Consider the following 15529-nt stretch of genomic DNA (forward strand, 5'->3'; position numbering starts at 1 on the left):
AGCTGTGTAAGTAAAGCTTTCAGTAAAGTTAAAGATAATTCATTTTTGTTTAGGATTTCTTTCGCATAGGGTTTTGTCAAGGTTTTTCTACCGTCGGGAGATGAGGGCGGGAGGAGGGCCGTACAGCCAAAAGGCGCGAGAGTCGTCAAGGGAGGACGAATGAAACTGAATGCATTTAAAACGGCCGTGGCCTGTGCTGCCGCACTGGTCACCGGCACAGCCGCACTGGCGGAATATCCGGATCGGCCGATCAACATGATTATTCCTTACGGGGCCGGCGGCGCGACCGACATTTCGGCCCGCACCATTGCCGAGCCGCTGGGCGATGCGGTGGGTCAGGCCCTGGTCATGACCAATGTCACCGGCGCGGGTGGCGCGACCGGTTCGGTCGTGGTTCAGAACGCGGCGCCCGATGGCTATTCGATGCTGTTTGCGCGGGTCGGCTCGCATTCTGTGAGCCCGGCGATGAAGGCGACCTTGCCCTATACGCTCGATGATTTCCGCTTTGTCGCGGTCTATGAGATCAACCCGGTGGCCTGCGTGGTCGCGGAAGGCTCGGACATCAAATCGATGGAGGATCTCATCGCCAAGGCCAATGAGGGCGGTGTGAGCTATTCCTCCTCTGGCGTCGGTTCGATGCTGCATCTGGCGGGCGCGATGGTGCTCAACGCTTTCGGGATCGAGAACCCTCTCGAAGTGGCGACCCATATCCCGCAGCGTGGCGGTGGCGCGGCGGCGACCGCGGTGCTCAACGGCACGGCGACCTTTGTCTGCACCAACACCTCGGCGCTGGCGAGCTTTGTCGCCAACAAGCAGCTGCGCCCGCTGATGGTCACCACAGACGAGCCGGTGCCGGGCTTTGACGCGCCGACGGCGGCCTCGCTGGGGCATCCCGAGCTCAACCAGCTGGTGGGCTGGACCGGTCTCGCCGGTCCCAAGGACCTCGGCGATGATGTTGCGGCCAAATGGGGCGAGTGGATGGCCACGGCCGTGGCGGATGAGACCTTTTTGAAGTCGATGGAAGAGCGTGGCTCGGTCATTCGTCTGATGTCGCCGGAAGAGACCGGCGAGTTCATCGAAGGCCAGTACAACACGTTCCGCGCGCTGGTCGACAAGCTTGGGATGCGCGTCGAGGGCTAAGCTCCGCTGCGCGACCTGCCTGAAAAGGCCCGGCCGGGCAGAGAATGCCCGGCCACCACCACAGCTATGCCCGAGAGGGAGGGGGCAGAGCCATGACAGATAAAGTCCTGCAAATGAGATTGGGAATTACCGCGCTTCTGGCGGCGATCATCCTTCTCGTCTATGGCATCCCGAACTGGGTTTCCGCACCCAGCAACGTGCCGAAAATCGTGCTCTCACCCCTGTTCTGGCCCGAAGTTCTGGCCTGGCTCACCGGGCTCGCCGGTCTTGGCCTCATCCTGTTTTCCTGGCGTGACAAGGGCGTGGCCACCGAGGACCGCGATCCGGCGGCCCCCGACAGTGGCGCCCGTGGCCGCAGCGGCGACACGCCGCGCCATGCCTATCTGCGCTTGGCCGCGATGGCGGTTCTGATGATCGTGATGATGTGGCTGATGCCCCGTCTCGGCATGGTCTGGACCGCGATGATCGGCTTTTTGGTGACCGCGCTGCTCATGCAGCCGCGCATCCCGATCTCAACCCTGGTGGCCGCGATTGCCGTGCCGCTCGTTCTCTATGCCTTTTTCGCGCATGTGGCCGGTGTGGCCATTCCGCAGGGCCAATTCGTGAGGCTGCCATGAGTTTCCTAGACAGTCTGATGGCCGGGCTGGCCCTGGTCGGCAATGTAGAGGCCTTTCTGGCGCTGGGGATCGGCGTGGCGATCGGCGTCGTTGGCGGGGCGATCCCCGGCATGTCGGCGACGATGGCCGTGGCGCTGACGCTGCCCTTTACCTTCACCATGACGCCGATCACCGGCATCCTGCTGCTGCTCGGCGTCTATAAGGGCGGTATTTTCGGCGGCTCGATCCCGGCGATCCTGATCAAGACACCGGGCACGCCCGCCTCCTCGGCGACGGTGCTCGACGGCTATCCGATGGCCGAAAAGGGCGAAGCGGGCCGGGCGCTTGGCATGGCGCTCTGGGCGAGCTGCACGGCGGATCTGATCTCCAACCTTGCGCTCATTCTCTTTGCCGGGTGGCTGGCCAGTTTCGCGCTGAGCTTTCGCCCGCCCGAGTTCTTCACCCTTATTCTCTTTTCGCTGACCATCATCGCCGGTGTCTCGGGCAACAGCCTGCTGCGCGGCGCGCTTTCGGCGCTCTTGGGGCTGTTGCTGGCCACCGTGGGGCTCGACCTCATCTATGGCACGAACCGCTTTACCTTTGGCGATCCCAACCTGATGGGCGGGCTAAACTTTATCGCGGTTCTCATCGGTCTCTTTGCGATCCCCGAGATCCTGTCGATGGTCTGGAACCCCGGGGCCCATGACGGGCAGGCGCGGTCGCTCGGCAAGAACTGGGTCACCTTTGCCGATTACCGCAAATCGTTCAAATCCATTGTGCGCGGCTCGATGATCGGGGTGTTCCTCGGCTCGATCCCCGGCATCGGCGCGGCGCCGTCGGCCTTTCTCAGCTATTCCGAAGCGCGCCGCAAATCGCCGGACCGCGACAATTTCGGCAAGGGCGAAGTCGAAGGTGTGGCCGCGGCGGAAGCGGGCAACAATGGTGTGGCAGGCGCGACGCTCATTCCGCTCTTGGCGCTTGGCGTGCCGGGGGACGTGATCACCGCGATCATCGTGGGCGCCTTCATGATCCACGGGCTGCAGCCGGGGCCGATGATGTTCGTGATGAATGTAGACATCATCTATGGGCTCTTCATCGGGCTGATCGTGAGCTCGGTCTTTCTGTTTCTCGTCGGGTCGGTGGCGATCCGGGGCTTTCGGCTGGTGGCCGATATCCCGCGGGCGGTGCTGTTCCCGGCGGTGCTGATCCTGTGCGTCTATGGCGTCTATGCGGTCAACAACAACCTCTTTGACGTGGGCGTGATGTTCGCGATGGGCTGGGTCGGGTTCATGATGGCGCGCTATGACGTGCCGGCGGCCCCCTTCCTCATCGCCTTCATTCTCGGCCCGCTTCTCGAAGACAATTTCCGGCAGGCCATGCTGATGTCCGGCGGCTCGCCCGCCATCCTGTTCAGCAGCCCGATCACCTGGTTCTTCTGGGCGCTCACCGGGATCACCGTCGCGGCGATCATCCGCGCAGGCCTGCGGGCCGCGCGCGGCGAGACCCTCCCGGGCCTGCCTGCCAAGCCGGTACAGACAAGTGAGGACTAAATGACCGCAATGCGTAAGATAACCCCGTCCGAGGACGCCACGGGCCCTACACCGGTGCTGCGTGTGTCGGTCTGGCGCGGCACGGCTGAGGGCGGCGCCTATGAAGAGTTCGAGGTGCCGCAGCAGGACAATCAGACCATTCTCGATGTGGTGTCCTGGATTCAGCAATATGCCGATCCGACGCTCACCTATCGGTTTGCCTGCCGGGTGGGGATGTGCGGCTCTTGCGCGATGATGGTCAATGGCAAGCCGCGCTGGACCTGCCGGACCCATGTGAAAAAGGTGACCGAAGGCGGTGCCCTCACCATCGCGCCGCTGCGCAACCTGCCGGTGATCAAGGATCTCGCCGCCGATATGGACCCGTTTTTCGACAAATGGGTCAAAGCGGGCGGGCACCATCACCCAAGCGCCAGCCGCCATGATCCGATGCCGGTCATCACCTCGGAGACCCCGGGCCGGGTCGAGGCCAATGCGGGCATCGAATGCATCAACTGCTCGGTCTGCTACGCCTCCTGTGATACGGTGGCGGGCAATCCCGATTACCTTGGTCCGGCGGCGCTGCAACGGGCCTGGACGCTCTACAATGACGCGAAAGAAGCCGACCGCGATGCGGTGCTCGACCGGGTGTCGGGGGCGGGGGGCTGTCACAATTGCCACAGCCAGGGCAGCTGTACGCTCTATTGCCCGAACGAGCTCGATCCGTTGTCGGCGATTGCCGGGCTGAAACGGGCCAGCGCCAAGCGCTTCTTTAAAGGGGGCCGGTAACATGTTGGATATGCGGCTTTATATGGCGCAGCGCCTGTCGGCGATGGCGATGGGGCCTTTTGTCCTCGTGCATATCGCGGTGATGATCTACGCGATCCAGGGCGGGCTCTCGGCCAGTGAAATCCTGTCGCGCACCCAAGGATCGGTCTTTTGGTTTCTCTTCTACGGGCTGTTCGTCGTGGCGGCGGGCCTCCACGGGGCGATTGGCCTGCGGGTCATTGCCCATGAAATGCTCGGCCTCAAGGGCTGGTCGCTGGGCGCGATCACCTGGGGCTTTGGCATTGGCGTGATTTACATGGGGGCACGGGCCGTGATGGCCGTGACGGGGCTATGAAGGGGATGAAGACGCATCGCGATCACCCGCTCTGGCTCGCCTATGCGCTGCATCGCTTTTCGGGGCTGGCGCTGGCGATTTTTCTGCCCGCGCATCTCTATGTGCTGTCGCTGGCGCTCACCGATCCGGCGCGGCTCGACGGGTTTCTCCACTGGGCCGATCTGCCGCTGGTGAAGCTGGCCGAGTTCGGCCTCGTCTTCCTGCTGGCGGCGCATATGCTGGGCGGTCTGCGCCTGCTCGCGCTCGAGTTTCTGCCGTGGTCCGGGCCGCAAAAGAGCCTCGCGGCCAGCGTTCTCGCCGGGGCGTTCCTGATCTCGGGCCTCTTCTTTCTCAGGGCGATTTGACCATGACACACGCGACCGACATCGAAATGATGGACACCGATATCCTCATCCTCGGGACCGGCGGAGCAGGGCTTTTCGCGGCGCTGCACGCGCTGCAATCGGCGCCGATGGGCACGCGGGTGACGCTCGCCGTCAAGGGGCTTATCGGGAAATGCGGCTGCACGCGGATGGTGCAGGGCGGCTATAACGTGGCGCTTGGCAATGGCGACAGCGTCGAGCGGCATTTCATGGACACGATCCAGGGCGGCAAATGGCTGCCCGATCAGGACATGGCGTGGAAGCTCTGTGAACAGGCGGTGGTGCGTATCCACGAGCTCGAGAACGAGATCGGCTGTTTCTTTGACCGCAACCCCGATGGCAGCGTCCATCAGAAGGCCTTTGCCGGTCAGACCGCCGACCGCACGGTGCACAAGGGCGACCTTACAGGCATCGAGATCATCAGCCGGTTGATGGAGCAGGTGCTCGCCCGGCCGGTGCAGAAACTGCAGGAACATCGCGCCATTGCGCTCATCCCGACCAAGGACGGATCGGCGCTCTCAGGCGTTTTGTTCATCGACATGCGGACCGGCAAGTTCCGTTTCGTGCGCGCCAAGACGGTGATGATGGGGACGGGCGGCGGCCCGACCATGTATAAATACCACACGCCCTCGGGCGACAAGACGATGGATGGCCTTGCCATGGCGCTGCGCATCGGCTTGCCACTGCGCGATATGGAAATGGTGCAATTCCACCCCACCGGCCTCTTGGCGGGGGATCATACGCGGATGACCGGCACGGTTCTCGAAGAGGGGCTGCGCGGGGCGGGCGGCCAGCTCATCAATCACCATGATCAGCGGTTCATGTTCGATTATGACGCGCGCGGCGAGCGGGCCACCCGCGATGTGGTGAGCCGGGGCATCTATGCCGAGATGCGCAAGAACAACAATCCCGAGCAGGAGGGCGTCTTCATCTCGATGAGCCACCTCGGCCCAGAGAATGTCCGCAAGAAATTCGCGGGCATGGTCAAACGCTGTGCCGACAGCGGCTTTGACCTCGCAGGCGGCAAGGTCGAGGTGGTGCCAACGGCGCATTACTTCATGGGCGGCGTGGTCGTCGATACCGAGACCCGGACTGAGCTCGAAGGGCTCTATGTGGCGGGTGAGGACGCGGGCGGGGCGCATGGCTCGAACCGGTTGGGCGGCAATGGCGTGGCCAATTCCACCGTCTATGGCGGGGTCGCGGGCGATGTGATGGGGATGGATATCCGCCGCATGGGCGCGCTGCGCGATCCGGACCGCAACATTCTCGACCGCGAGATCGAACGGGCCAGGGCGCCGCTCTCGAAGAAGCCCGGCAACATCCTGGACCTGCGCAAGAAATTGCAAAATGTCATGTGGGATGATGTGGGCGTCATGCGCACCGAGACCGGCATCAATCGCGGGCTCTCGCAGCTCGGGGATATCGAGGCCGAGCTGATGGAAACCGGGGTCGATGGCAGCAATCTCGCCTTCAACCTGACCTGGCATGACTGGCTCAACATGGCGTCGCTCACCGAGATTTCCGAGGTGATCGCGCGGGCCGGGCTGGCGCGGGAAAATTCGCGCGGGGCGCATTTCCGCGAGGATTTCCCCGAACCCGGCGCGATGGAGGAGTCGTATTTCACCGTGGCACGCAAGACAGGTGAAACCCTGTCGGTCAGCCGCGAGCCGGTCAAATTCACCATTGTGCGCCCCGGCGAGACGATCTTGCCCGAGGGCGAACCTGAAACACTTGTGGGAGCGAATTGATGATCCCGATCGACCTGATCCAGAAAACCGCAGAAACGCTGATGGACAAGGCGGCTATCGAAATCCCTGAGGATTACCTGCAGGGGCTGCAGGCCGCGGCCAAGACCGAGGATGGCGATCTGTCCTCCTTTGTGCTGGAGGCGATGCTCGAGAATTACAAGGCCGCCAAAGAGGATGGCCGCGCCATGTGTGGCGATACCGGCACCCCGCGTTGGTATGTGAAAATGGGCAATGACACTCGGATCGAGGGTGGCCCCATCGCGCTCGAGGCGGCGCTGCGGCGGGCGACAGCGAACCGCACCGATGGCGTGCCGCTCCGGCCCAACCGGGTGCATCCGCTGTGGCGGACCGACCATAACAACAACGTCGGCATCGGCGCGCCCGAGATCGAATATGGCTATGAGCCGGGCGGCGAATGGATCGACCTGATCACCGTGCACAAGGGCGGGCTTTTCGGGACAGACTACCGGATGCTCTTTCCCTCGGACGGGATCGAAGGCATCAAGCGGTTCTACCTTGACAGCCTCGTGGCCTTTGGCAAGCGCGGCCTGGCCTGTCAGCCGGCGATCATCGGCATCGGGCTTGGCGGCTGCAAGGACACCTGCATGGTGCTCGGCAAGCGCGCCGCCTGTCTGCGCACCGTCGGCAGCAAGAACAGCGATCCCAAGATTGCCGCGCTGGAAGACGAGTTCAAAGAGCTCGGTAACTCCATCGGCATGGGGGCCATGGGCTTTGTCGGCAAGAACATGGTGATCGATTGCAACATTGAGGTGGGCTATTGCCACACCGGCGGCATGCAGATGTCGGTCCATGCCTTCTGTCTCAGCTCGCGCCGCGCCGTGGCCCGGGTCTTTGCCGATGGCCGGGTGGAGTATCGCACCGATCCCGATTGGTTCACCGATTATCAGCGCCGCGAGACGGTGGACTGGCTCGAAGGGGCGGAAGAGGTGATGGCATGACGCCAGCCCCGGAATCCACGGCCGCGGGCGAGGGCCCGCTGGCGGGCCTCCGGGTGCTCGACCTGACCCATGTGCTCGCCGGGCCCTATGCCACCGGGCAACTGGCGCTGATGGGGGCCGAGGTGATCCGGGTGGAACGGCCTGCGGGCGATGATTTCGTGCGCGGCCATGGCGGCACCGAAGAGATGCGCACCGCCGGGCTCGGGGCGAGTTTTCTCAGCCAAAACAGTGGCAAACGTTCGATCACGCTCGATCTCAAGGAGGCGGGCGACCGCGCGCGTCTGCTCGATCTGGCCCGCAGCGCCGATATCATGGTCGAGAATTTCCGCCCCGGTGTCGTCGATCGTCTCGGCGTGGGCTATGACCAGATCCGCGCGGTGAAAGCCGATATTCTCTATGCCAGCCTGAGCGGCTATGGCCCCGATGGGCCGCTCGCCGGGCGACCGGCCTATGACCATATCCTGCAAGGGATCAGCGGCCTCATGGCGATGACCGGCGAGGCGGCCAGCGGCCCGATGCGCGTCGGCCTGCCCATTGTCGACTATGTGGCGGGGCAGGCGTTGGTGGCGGCGCTGCTGGCGGGGCTCCTGCAGCGCGCGAAGGCGCCCGGAGAGCCGCAGCACCTGCAGGTTTCGATGCTCGACGCGATGACGACGCTGATGGGGGCCTATGCGCTGCACCATGAAACCACCGGTCAGCTGCGGGGGCTGGAGGGCAACCGCGCCTTTGCCGACACGCCTTATTCGGGGCGGTTCGACTGTGCGGAAGGGGCCATCGTGATCACCGCCAACACGCCCGCTCAGGCCAGCAGGCTCTGTGCGGCGCTGGGGCGCGAGGACCTGCTTGAACAGGGCGCGCCGGGGCAGGTGGCGGCCAGCCTGCGAGAGATTTTCCTCGCCCGTGATGCCGATCACTGGGAGGCGCATCTCTCCGAGGCCAATGTCCCCGCCGCGCGGGTCCGGAGCCTCGCCGAGGCGCTCGACCATCCGCAGATGAAACACAGCCCCGCCTGGCGCGATCTGCCGGTGCCGCAGCTCGGTCTGACGCTGCGCGCCCCGGCGCTGCCCTTTGCCGCGCCCTGGGGCCCCAAGACGCTGGCGCCCGCACCGACATTGGGCCAGCACACAAGTGAAATCTTAGCCGACCTGCCGAAGGAGGCCGCCTTATGAAACCGCGTGAAATCCGACTGTCCACCACCCCGAGCGCCGAAGATATCGCGGCGCTGCGCCTCGGCGATATCGTCTATCTCGACGGGCTGATCTACACCGCCCGCGAAGGCGTCTACATGCGTGCGCTTGAGAAAAACGCTAATATTCCCATGGAGTTGCCCTCCGAGTCTGCGGCAAACTTCCACTGCTCGCCAGCCGCCACGATCCGCTCGGACGGCACGTTCGACATGGGGGCGGTGACCGCCACCGCCTCGTTCCGCTTTGCCAAATGGCTGCCCGAATGGATGGCCAAGACCGGCGCCCGTCTGATCATCGGCAAGGGGGGGATGTCGTCGAAGGATTACAAGGAATATTTCGTCCCCAATGGCGCGGTCTACCTGTCGACCGTGGGCTATGGCACCGGGGCGCTTTTGGGCCGTGGGGTGGAAAAGGTGGAGGCGGTGCATTGGAACGAAGAGCTCGGCCTCGCGCAGGCGATGTGGGTGATCCGCTGCAACAAGATGGGGCCGTTCATCGTGGCCTCTGACCTCGAGGGGAACTGCCTCTTTGAGCGTGAGAATGCCAAGATCGCCGGCAATCTGGCCCGGGTCTATGAGGGCACGCGCCCGGCGGTTCTCAAACGCTATGGCGAGACCGATGACCGCTCGGATGAGGTGATCGGCTAACGTCACCCTCGGAGAGTCTCACCCGGCCGCACCCGCCCTCTGACAGGGGGCGGGTGCTGTGTTTTGAGGAGGGCTAATCGCCGAAATGCCATGTCGGTCACACGTCGGTATGACGTCGGCATCACGACTGCGCGCATTTTTGTAGAGATGATGCGGTATCATTGGCGCAATGTGCGCTCATGCGTAGAGGCGATTTCCAAGAGAGGGAAAGTGGTGGGCGACCCTGGAATCGAACCAGGCGTGCGTCTCCGCGAGGGAGTTACAGTCCCCTGCCACACCTTGCGGCCTGTCGCCCACTTTCCCGGCACAAAAGCGCCGGATGTGGGGGGCTGATTACCGCCGCGACCGGGGGGCGTCAACAGGAAAATCGCTTGCGCCCGGACAATCGGCAGTGCACGGAGGGGGCCAGTTGAGAAAGGGGCATCTTGCCATGAAGAAACCGCGCTGGGTCATCGACAAGGAACAGGCCAAAAAGGCCTCGGCCGCCGAAACCGTCTGGCTTTTCGGGCTGCATGCGGTGCGCGATGCGCTGATGAACCCGGCCCGCGACAAGCTGCGGCTGATCGTGACCAAGAACGCCTGTGACAAGCTCCAAGATGCCATCGACGCCGCCGGGATCACCCCCGAGATGGCCGACCCGCGCAAGTTTTCCGCCCCCATCGATCCGCAATCGGTGCATCAGGGCGCGGCGCTCGAGGTCAAGCCGCTGAACTGGGGCTCGCTCGAGGATGTGGCGCTGCGCGAGGGCACGGGCGCGCCGCGCTTGCTGCTGCTCGACCGGGTGACCGATCCGCATAACGTGGGGGCGATTCTGCGCTCGGCCGAGGTGTTCGGCGCGCAGGCGGTGATCGCGCCGCGCCATGGCTCGGCCCCCGAGACCGGCGCGCTGGCCAAGACGGCGAGCGGGGCGCTCGAACGGCAGCCCTATCTGCGGGTGCGCAACCTCGCCGATGCGATCAGCGAATTGCAGGCGATGGGGTTTCTGGTGCTTGGCCTGGCGGGCGAGGCGGAGGACACGATCGACGCCGCGCTTGACGGGATGCGCGACCGGCCGGTGGCGCTGGTGCTCGGGGCCGAAGGGCCAGGGCTGCGGCAGAAAACCCGCGAAACCTGCGACAAATTGGTCAAAATCCCCTTTGCCGGCGGCTTTGGCTCGCTCAACGTCTCGAATGCGGCGGCGGTCTCCCTATATGCCTCCCGAGAGCGGTAAACCGGGCGAGGCATGGCAGAGAAAATCGCAACCTGTTGCTATTGCGGCGCGCGCAGCCTGTTGCGGTTGCGCGGCGCGGTGCAGCATGAGCTGAGCTGCGGCTCTTGCGGGGCGCCGATCCGGCAGATGAAACATATGCCGGCGCGGCCCACGGCCCGGCCCGCGCCCAAGCCCAGCCCGGTGAAACCCGCGCCAGAACAGCGTCAGCGGCGCAAAAACCTGCGCAAGAAATCGCCGATCCGGGGGGTTGCGCGGCTGATCGACGACCTCTGGGATGAGATCGAAGATATTTTCGACTGAAATATCAGCCGGTTACATTCGTGTCGCGCGAAAATCCGGCCCCCTGTTCACAGCTCTATTACAATCCCTTTTTAACCTGAGATTGCGCCTTACATAGAGTTCAGAGGCGCCGGTTCGGAACCCCGGCGTTTCACTTCACTGTCCCTCGTTCCGTGACTGCGCCCAGGGGGTTTCCCCTTGGGCGCTTTTTTTTTTTTGGCGGGCGCTTTTTTGTGGCGCGGGTCGCAGAAGGGCTTGCCGCACCTTGCAGGGCGGCTAGGATCGCCGGATGGAGAGCTATAGCGATCAGTTTCTGAAAGACGTGCTGCGCCGCACCAAGCGCATCGCGGTGGTGGGGGTCTCGGCCAATGAGATCCGCCCGAGCTATTACGTGGCGCGCTACCTGAGCCTCAAGGGCTATGAGGTGTTTCCGGTCAATCCGGGTCAGGCGGGCAAGAGGCTCTTTGGCCGCAAGGTCCATGCCAGCCTCGCCGAGATCGAGGCCGAGATCGACATGGTCGATATCTTTCGCCGCCCCGAACATGTGCCCGAGGTGGTGGACGAGGCGCTCGCCACCTTTCCGGCGCTGCGCACCATCTGGATGCAGATCGGCGTGGTGCATGAAGGCGCGGCTGAACGCGCACGCGCGCGCGGCGTCGATGTGGTGATGGACCGCTGCCCCAAGATCGAATATCAGCGCCTCTTTGGCGAGCTGCGCATGGGCGGCTTTGCCACCGGCATCATCTCCTCCAAGCTCTAAGCCTCTGAGGCTTCTTCTGGCCGAAAATATCCCGGGGGTCCGGGGGCAGCGCCCCCGGTTCAGCCACTCGTGTCCCTAGCTCGCGGTGAAATCCGCCGCGATGCGCTGATCGCGCAGCGGGCGGACGCGGCGGATCGATTCCTCGTAGAGCGGATGCGCTTTATAGGCGGCCAGCGCCGCCTCGTCGTCGAACTCGGCATAGACCACGATATCGACGGGGGCGTCGCTGATCATGTCGCCCTGCAGGTTGCGGCCGAGCTCGAAATGGCGGTGATGGGGGATCTGCGCCAGAAGCGACAGCCCGTCATGAATGCGGTCGTAATCGGCGCGGTCGCGGGCCGAGAAAAACACGACATGGCGGATCATCTGCGCGCGGCCTTTTCGGCGAGGCCGGATTGCGCCTGACGCGCGTCGAGCACCGCCATGACCTCGGCCAGCGACACGTCGCGGGCGCGCAGCATCACCAGCAGGTGAAAGAGCACATCCGCCGCCTCGGAGGCGAGCGCCGCGCGGTCGCCCTTGACCGCCTCGATCAGCGCCTCGATGGATTCTTCGCCGAATTTCTCGGCCACTTTCTCGGGGCCTTTGGCGAGAAGTTTCGCGGTCCAGCTGTCGTCGCGGCTGGCCTCGGCGCGGCGGGCGACGATCTGTTCGAGCTCTTCGAGGGTCATGCGCCGAGCCTCACCGGGATGCCAGCCGCCGCCATATGGGATTTGGCCTGGGCGATGGTGTAATCGCCGAAGTGAAAGATCGAGGCCGCGAGCACCGCCGCCGCGCCGCCCCGGGTCACCCCGTCGACGAGATGATCGAGCGTGCCGACCCCGCCCGAGGCGATGACCGGCACCGGCACCGCGTCCGAGATGGCGCGGGTGAGCGGCAGGTTATAGCCGTCGCGGGTGCCGTCGCGGTCCATCGAGGTCAGAAGGATTTCGCCGGCGCCGAGCTCGGCCACTTTGCGGGCGAATTGCACCGCGTCGATGCCGGTGGGTTTGCGGCCGCCATGGGTGAAGATTTCCCATTTGCCGGGGGCCACGGTCTTGGCGTCGATGGCCACCACGATACATTGGCTGCCGAATTGTGCGGCAGCCTCGCGGACCACCTGCGGATTGGCCACGGCGGCGGAGTTGAAGCTCACCTTGTCGGCCCCGGCCAGAAGCAGGGCGCGCACGTCTTCGGGGGTGCGCACGCCGCCGCCCACGGTCAGCGGGATATAGCATTGCTCGGCAGTGCGGCGCACCACGTCGAACATGGTGCCGCGATTCTCATGGGTGGCGTTGATGTCGAGAAAGCAGAGCTCGTCCGCGCCCGCCGCGTCATAGGCGCGGGCGGCATCGACGGGATCGCCCGCATCGACGAGATCGACGAAGTTCACGCCTTTGACCACGCGGCCGTCGGCCACGTCGAGGCAGGGGATGATGCGTGTCTTGAGCATATTTGTGCCGGGTCCAGTTTGTCACGAAGCTGTTTATGGCTAAATCATTCAACATGCCAGAGGCTGTGCCCATGAGATATCGATCAAGATGAGGAGTTTGGAACATGAAGAAGATTATGGCCGGGATCATGATTGCGCTTGCCGGGGCGGCCGGCAGCGCCATGGCGGATGAGGATGACATCACGCGGGTCAAGGCCGAGGGGGCCGTGGACGAGGTGATGAACGCGCTGGAGATGGCCGTCGAAGGGGCAGGGGCCACGGTCTTTGCCCGGGTCGATCACGCGGGCGGGGCGGAACAGGCCGGCATGTATATGGAGCCTTCGCAGCTCTTGATCTTTGGCAATCCCAAGCTCGGCACGCCGGCGATGCAGGACAATATGCTGGCGGGGCTCTACCTGCCGCTCAAAGTGCTGGTCTATCGCGACAAGGACAATCAGGTCTGGCTCGCCTATGAGGACCCCGATGAGACGCTCGATCTCGACGGGATCGACGATGATGCCGAGTATATCAAGCAGATGACCGGCGCGCTCGAGAAGCTGGTGGCAAAAGCCTCGGGGATGTGATCCCCGGCCCGGGACGCTCAGTGGAATGCTCAGCCGGGCGGTTGGCCGGGTGCTTGGCGGTCCGCTGGGCGTTCGGCGTGGCGGTGGAGCCGGGCCAGCATCTGTTTGGCGATGAGGATATGAAACGGCATAATCGCCGCGAGGTACAACCGGCCAAACCGGTTGTGCCGCCGCACCCATGTGCCACTGTGGATATAGCCGTCGCGGGCGAAAAAGCTGATGCGGAAATCGAGATGGTGATCGTCAAAGCCGAGCACCAGTTCCGGCGCGCTCTCATGGGTGACCGGGAAGATGGCGATGCTGTCGCCGCCCGTGTTCTGTGATGACATGTCCTGTGATGTCAGGCCCTGTGATTTGAGATCGAAAGGCGACAGGAGCAGCCCGCGCAGCCGCAACAGGAGCCGCACCCAGCCCGGAAAGCGCAGCGCGATCTCCGCCGCGTGGCGCGGGGCATAGGCCGCCCGGACCCGGTAGCCGTCGATGAAATCGCCCGGCGCGTGGAGGGACCAAAGCTGGCTCTCCTTGGGCAGCGGGGCCGTTTCGACGCTGCGAAAGAGCCCCATCCGACTCAGCCCTTGAGCGCCGCCAGCGCCTCGCGCAGGTCGATCGCCCCATCATAGAGCGCGCGGCCAGAGATCGCCCCGTCGAGCGCCGCGCCACAGTCGCGCAGCGCGATGAGATCCTCGATGGAGGAGACACCGCCCGAGGCGATGACCGGGATCGAGACGGCGCGGGCGAGCGCGGCGGTGGCCTCGATATTGGGGCCCTGCATCGCGCCATCGCGGTTGATGTCGGTGTAGATGATCGCGGCCACGCCCGCGTCCTCAAAGCTCTGGGCCAGGTCCGTCACCATCACGTCGGTCTCTTCGGCCCAGCCCTTGGTCGCCACGCGGCCATTGCGGGCGTCGATGCCGACGGCCACCTGACCGGGGAAGGCGCGGGCGGCTTCGCGCACCAGTGCGGGGTTTTCCACCGCGACGGTGCCGAGGATGACCCGGGCGAGCCCTTTGCCGAGCCAGGTCTCGATGGTTTTCATGTCGCGGATGCCGCCGCCGAGCTGGGCCGGGGTCTTGGTCTGGGCGAGGATCGCCTCGACCGGGGCGGCATTGACCGGCTCGCCCTCGAAGGCGCCGTTGAGATCCACCAGATGCAGCCATTCGCAGCCCGCCTCGACAAAGGCCATGGCCTGTGCCGCCGGGTCGTCGTTGAAGACGGTCGCCGCCTCCATATCGCCGCGCAGAAGGCGCACGGCCTGGCCGTCCTTGAGGTCGATGGCGGGGTAGAGGATCATGGCGGGCTCCGGCGTGGCTTGGGTCTTGCGATCTAGGTGGTTTCCCGGGCTTTGGCATGGAGACGCCGGAAATGCAACGCGACCCAACGTCATTCTTGATCGGCGCGCCGGGGGCGGGCCATGCTGCGGCCATATCTCAGGGAGGAGATCGACATGAAAAGATTTGCATTGGCCGTGGCCGCAGTCTGTCTGAGCGCGGGGGCGGCGCTGGCCGCCGATCCGCTCGAAGGCTATTGGCGCACCGCCAAGGATGACAATGGCAATTCCGGCATGATCCATGTGGCGCCTTGCGGTGCCCAGCTCTGCGGGACGCTGGTCAAGGCCTATGACGCCAATGGCAAGGAAATGAAGAGCCCCAATATCGGCCGCAAGATCATTTCCGAGACCGTGCCCAAGGGCGGCGGCGCCTATACCGGCAAGGTCTATTCGCCGGACCGGGGCAAGACCTACAAGAGCAAGCTTCAGATGTCGGGCAAGAGCCTCAAGGTGAGCGGCTGTGTGCTGGGCATCTGCCGCGATGGGGGCGCTTGGGTCAAAGTGAAATGACCTTGCGTCAATTTGGCCCCCCGGTAATCTTTTGTTAACCAAACACCACCTATAGGTGTCACGTGCGAGTGTTCACAGAGTAAGACCACCCCGGGAGCGAACGCCTGGGGTGGTCTCTGTTTAAGCTCTTGATTTTACAAGCGTAATTATCACTACGGTT

General features: G+C 64.3%; 20 protein-coding genes and 1 tRNA gene. 15 read left to right on the forward strand and 6 right to left on the reverse strand.

Going from position 1 to position 15529, the window contains the following annotated elements:
- The first annotated feature begins 159 nt into the window (after window positions 1–159).
- The 10 genes from WA237_RS14330 (at window position 160) to WA237_RS14375 (ending at window position 9288) form a co-directional block, all read left to right on the forward strand.
- Window positions 160–1140, forward strand: coding sequence for a Bug family tripartite tricarboxylate transporter substrate binding protein (locus WA237_RS14330; protein ID WP_009814468.1), 981 nt, complete (start codon window positions 160–162; stop codon window positions 1138–1140).
- A 113-nt stretch (window positions 1141–1253) separates the two neighbouring features.
- Complete coding sequence (locus tag WA237_RS14335) at window positions 1254–1757, forward strand: tripartite tricarboxylate transporter TctB family protein (RefSeq protein WP_009814469.1); 504 nt, start codon at window positions 1254–1256, stop codon at window positions 1755–1757.
- Window positions 1754–3286, forward strand: coding sequence for a tripartite tricarboxylate transporter permease (locus WA237_RS14340; protein WP_050754142.1), 1533 nt, complete (start codon window positions 1754–1756; stop codon window positions 3284–3286). The genes WA237_RS14335 and WA237_RS14340 overlap by 4 nt, the downstream gene beginning before the upstream one ends.
- Before the next feature lie 9 nt (window positions 3287–3295).
- The gene (locus WA237_RS14345; protein WP_336098473.1) at window positions 3296–4051 is read left to right on the forward strand and encodes a succinate dehydrogenase/fumarate reductase iron-sulfur subunit; all 756 of its coding nucleotides are present in this window, start codon (window positions 3296–3298) and stop codon (window positions 4049–4051) included.
- Between the two features lies 1 nt (window position 4052).
- Window positions 4053–4385 carry a succinate dehydrogenase gene (locus WA237_RS14350; protein WP_009814472.1) on the forward strand — a complete coding sequence of 111 codons (333 nt, stop codon included), beginning with the start codon at window positions 4053–4055 and terminating at the stop codon, window positions 4383–4385.
- A complete protein-coding gene (gene sdhC / locus WA237_RS14355; protein ID WP_009814473.1) occupies window positions 4382–4729 on the forward strand; it encodes a succinate dehydrogenase, cytochrome b556 subunit in 348 nt (115 codons plus the stop codon). Before WA237_RS14350 ends, sdhC begins: the two co-directional genes overlap by 4 nt.
- A gap of 2 nt (window positions 4730–4731) precedes the next feature.
- Window positions 4732–6495, forward strand: a complete 1764-nt coding sequence (locus WA237_RS14360; protein ID WP_336098474.1) for an L-aspartate oxidase — start codon at window positions 4732–4734, stop codon at window positions 6493–6495.
- Window positions 6495–7454 (forward strand): fumarate hydratase, encoded by a 960-nt coding sequence (locus tag WA237_RS14365; RefSeq protein ID WP_009814475.1) that lies wholly within the window; start codon window positions 6495–6497, stop codon window positions 7452–7454. The genes WA237_RS14360 and WA237_RS14365 overlap by 1 nt, the downstream gene beginning before the upstream one ends.
- Window positions 7451–8623, forward strand: coding sequence for a CaiB/BaiF CoA transferase family protein (locus tag WA237_RS14370; protein WP_336098475.1), 1173 nt, complete (start codon window positions 7451–7453; stop codon window positions 8621–8623). The genes WA237_RS14365 and WA237_RS14370 overlap by 4 nt, the downstream gene beginning before the upstream one ends.
- On the forward strand, window positions 8620–9288 hold the full coding sequence (locus tag WA237_RS14375) for a fumarate hydratase C-terminal domain-containing protein (RefSeq protein ID WP_009814477.1): 669 nt from the start codon (window positions 8620–8622) through the stop codon (window positions 9286–9288). Before WA237_RS14370 ends, WA237_RS14375 begins: the two co-directional genes overlap by 4 nt.
- Before the next feature lie 211 nt (window positions 9289–9499).
- On the opposite strand, the gene WA237_RS14380 is transcribed toward WA237_RS14375, so the two are convergent.
- Window positions 9500–9583, reverse strand: a tRNA-Tyr gene (locus WA237_RS14380).
- A gap of 135 nt (window positions 9584–9718) precedes the next feature.
- Between WA237_RS14380 and rlmB the strand changes: the two genes are divergently transcribed.
- The 3 genes from rlmB to WA237_RS14395 all read left to right on the forward strand — a co-directional run bounded on the left by rlmB (window position 9719) and on the right by WA237_RS14395 (window position 11537).
- The gene (rlmB, locus tag WA237_RS14385; protein ID WP_336098478.1) at window positions 9719–10498 is read left to right on the forward strand and encodes a 23S rRNA (guanosine(2251)-2'-O)-methyltransferase RlmB; all 780 of its coding nucleotides are present in this window, start codon (window positions 9719–9721) and stop codon (window positions 10496–10498) included.
- Window positions 10499–10510: 12 nt separating this feature from the next.
- Window positions 10511–10798 (forward strand): hypothetical protein, encoded by a 288-nt coding sequence (locus tag WA237_RS14390; protein WP_336098481.1) that lies wholly within the window; start codon window positions 10511–10513, stop codon window positions 10796–10798.
- A gap of 268 nt (window positions 10799–11066) precedes the next feature.
- On the forward strand, window positions 11067–11537 hold the full coding sequence (locus tag WA237_RS14395; protein WP_336098483.1) for a CoA-binding protein: 471 nt from the start codon (window positions 11067–11069) through the stop codon (window positions 11535–11537).
- A gap of 75 nt (window positions 11538–11612) precedes the next feature.
- Here the strand turns inward: WA237_RS14395 and WA237_RS14400 are convergent, their stop codons facing one another.
- Genes WA237_RS14400 through hisF form a run of 3 tightly spaced genes read right to left on the reverse strand, consistent with a single transcriptional unit; the run spans window position 11613 to window position 12969 of the window.
- Complete coding sequence (locus WA237_RS14400) at window positions 11613–11903, reverse strand: Dabb family protein (protein WP_286905618.1); 291 nt, start codon at window positions 11901–11903, stop codon at window positions 11613–11615.
- Complete coding sequence (locus WA237_RS14405; RefSeq protein WP_336098486.1) at window positions 11900–12208, reverse strand: phosphoribosyl-ATP diphosphatase; 309 nt, start codon at window positions 12206–12208, stop codon at window positions 11900–11902. The genes WA237_RS14400 and WA237_RS14405 overlap by 4 nt, the downstream gene beginning before the upstream one ends.
- Window positions 12205–12969, reverse strand: coding sequence for an imidazole glycerol phosphate synthase subunit HisF (gene hisF / locus WA237_RS14410; RefSeq protein WP_009814483.1), 765 nt, complete (start codon window positions 12967–12969; stop codon window positions 12205–12207). Before hisF ends, WA237_RS14405 begins: the two co-directional genes overlap by 4 nt.
- Window positions 12970–13073: 104 nt before the next feature.
- Here hisF and WA237_RS14415 point away from each other — a divergent pair, with 104 nt between their 5' ends.
- Window positions 13074–13532: a DUF302 domain-containing protein gene (locus WA237_RS14415; protein WP_009814484.1), complete on the forward strand. Its 459-nt coding sequence runs from the start codon at window positions 13074–13076 to the stop codon at window positions 13530–13532.
- Between the two features lie 29 nt (window positions 13533–13561).
- Here WA237_RS14415 and WA237_RS14420 read toward each other — a convergent pair whose 3' ends face one another.
- Both WA237_RS14420 and hisA read right to left on the reverse strand, forming a co-directional pair.
- Window positions 13562–14095, reverse strand: coding sequence for a DUF2867 domain-containing protein (locus WA237_RS14420; RefSeq protein WP_336098488.1), 534 nt, complete (start codon window positions 14093–14095; stop codon window positions 13562–13564).
- A 5-nt stretch (window positions 14096–14100) separates the two neighbouring features.
- Window positions 14101–14823 carry a 1-(5-phosphoribosyl)-5-[(5-phosphoribosylamino)methylideneamino]imidazole-4-carboxamide isomerase gene (hisA, locus tag WA237_RS14425; RefSeq protein WP_216016286.1) on the reverse strand — a complete coding sequence of 241 codons (723 nt, stop codon included), beginning with the start codon at window positions 14821–14823 and terminating at the stop codon, window positions 14101–14103.
- Window positions 14824–14976: 153 nt separating this feature from the next.
- On the opposite strand from hisA, the gene WA237_RS14430 reads away from it, so the two are divergent.
- Complete coding sequence (locus WA237_RS14430) at window positions 14977–15369, forward strand: DUF2147 domain-containing protein (protein ID WP_040618518.1); 393 nt, start codon at window positions 14977–14979, stop codon at window positions 15367–15369.
- The last annotated feature ends 160 nt before the right edge of the window (window positions 15370–15529 follow it).

Origin of the sequence: Roseovarius sp. CH_XMU1461, assembly GCF_037027165.1 — a bacterium.
Classification (GTDB): Bacteria; Pseudomonadota; Alphaproteobacteria; order Rhodobacterales; family Rhodobacteraceae; genus Roseovarius; species Roseovarius nubinhibens.

Bases quoted from the DNA above. Each gene is read 5' to 3' on its own strand.
- WA237_RS14330 (WP_009814468.1), top strand. From the start codon at position 160: ATGAAACTGAATGCATTTAAAACGGCCGTGGCCTGTGCTGCCGCACTG.
- WA237_RS14335 (WP_009814469.1), top strand. From the start codon at position 1,254: ATGAGATTGGGAATTACCGCGCTTCTGGCGGCGATCATCCTTCTCGTC.
- WA237_RS14340 (WP_050754142.1), top strand. From the start codon at position 1,754: ATGAGTTTCCTAGACAGTCTGATGGCCGGGCTGGCCCTGGTCGGCAAT.
- WA237_RS14345 (WP_336098473.1), top strand. From the start codon at position 3,296: ATGCGTAAGATAACCCCGTCCGAGGACGCCACGGGCCCTACACCGGTG.
- WA237_RS14350 (WP_009814472.1), top strand. From the start codon at position 4,053: ATGTTGGATATGCGGCTTTATATGGCGCAGCGCCTGTCGGCGATGGCG.
- sdhC (WP_009814473.1), top strand. From the start codon at position 4,382: ATGAAGGGGATGAAGACGCATCGCGATCACCCGCTCTGGCTCGCCTAT.
- WA237_RS14360 (WP_336098474.1), top strand. From the start codon at position 4,732: ATGACACACGCGACCGACATCGAAATGATGGACACCGATATCCTCATC.
- WA237_RS14365 (WP_009814475.1), top strand. From the start codon at position 6,495: ATGATCCCGATCGACCTGATCCAGAAAACCGCAGAAACGCTGATGGAC.
- WA237_RS14370 (WP_336098475.1), top strand. From the start codon at position 7,451: ATGACGCCAGCCCCGGAATCCACGGCCGCGGGCGAGGGCCCGCTGGCG.
- WA237_RS14375 (WP_009814477.1), top strand. From the start codon at position 8,620: ATGAAACCGCGTGAAATCCGACTGTCCACCACCCCGAGCGCCGAAGAT.
- rlmB (WP_336098478.1), top strand. From the start codon at position 9,719: ATGAAGAAACCGCGCTGGGTCATCGACAAGGAACAGGCCAAAAAGGCC.
- WA237_RS14390 (WP_336098481.1), top strand. From the start codon at position 10,511: ATGGCAGAGAAAATCGCAACCTGTTGCTATTGCGGCGCGCGCAGCCTG.
- WA237_RS14395 (WP_336098483.1), top strand. From the start codon at position 11,067: ATGGAGAGCTATAGCGATCAGTTTCTGAAAGACGTGCTGCGCCGCACC.
- WA237_RS14400 (WP_286905618.1), bottom strand. From the start codon at position 11,903: ATGATCCGCCATGTCGTGTTTTTCTCGGCCCGCGACCGCGCCGATTAC.
- WA237_RS14405 (WP_336098486.1), bottom strand. From the start codon at position 12,208: ATGACCCTCGAAGAGCTCGAACAGATCGTCGCCCGCCGCGCCGAGGCC.
- hisF (WP_009814483.1), bottom strand. From the start codon at position 12,969: ATGCTCAAGACACGCATCATCCCCTGCCTCGACGTGGCCGACGGCCGC.
- WA237_RS14415 (WP_009814484.1), top strand. From the start codon at position 13,074: ATGAAGAAGATTATGGCCGGGATCATGATTGCGCTTGCCGGGGCGGCC.
- WA237_RS14420 (WP_336098488.1), bottom strand. From the start codon at position 14,095: ATGGGGCTCTTTCGCAGCGTCGAAACGGCCCCGCTGCCCAAGGAGAGC.
- hisA (WP_216016286.1), bottom strand. From the start codon at position 14,823: ATGATCCTCTACCCCGCCATCGACCTCAAGGACGGCCAGGCCGTGCGC.
- WA237_RS14430 (WP_040618518.1), top strand. From the start codon at position 14,977: ATGAAAAGATTTGCATTGGCCGTGGCCGCAGTCTGTCTGAGCGCGGGG.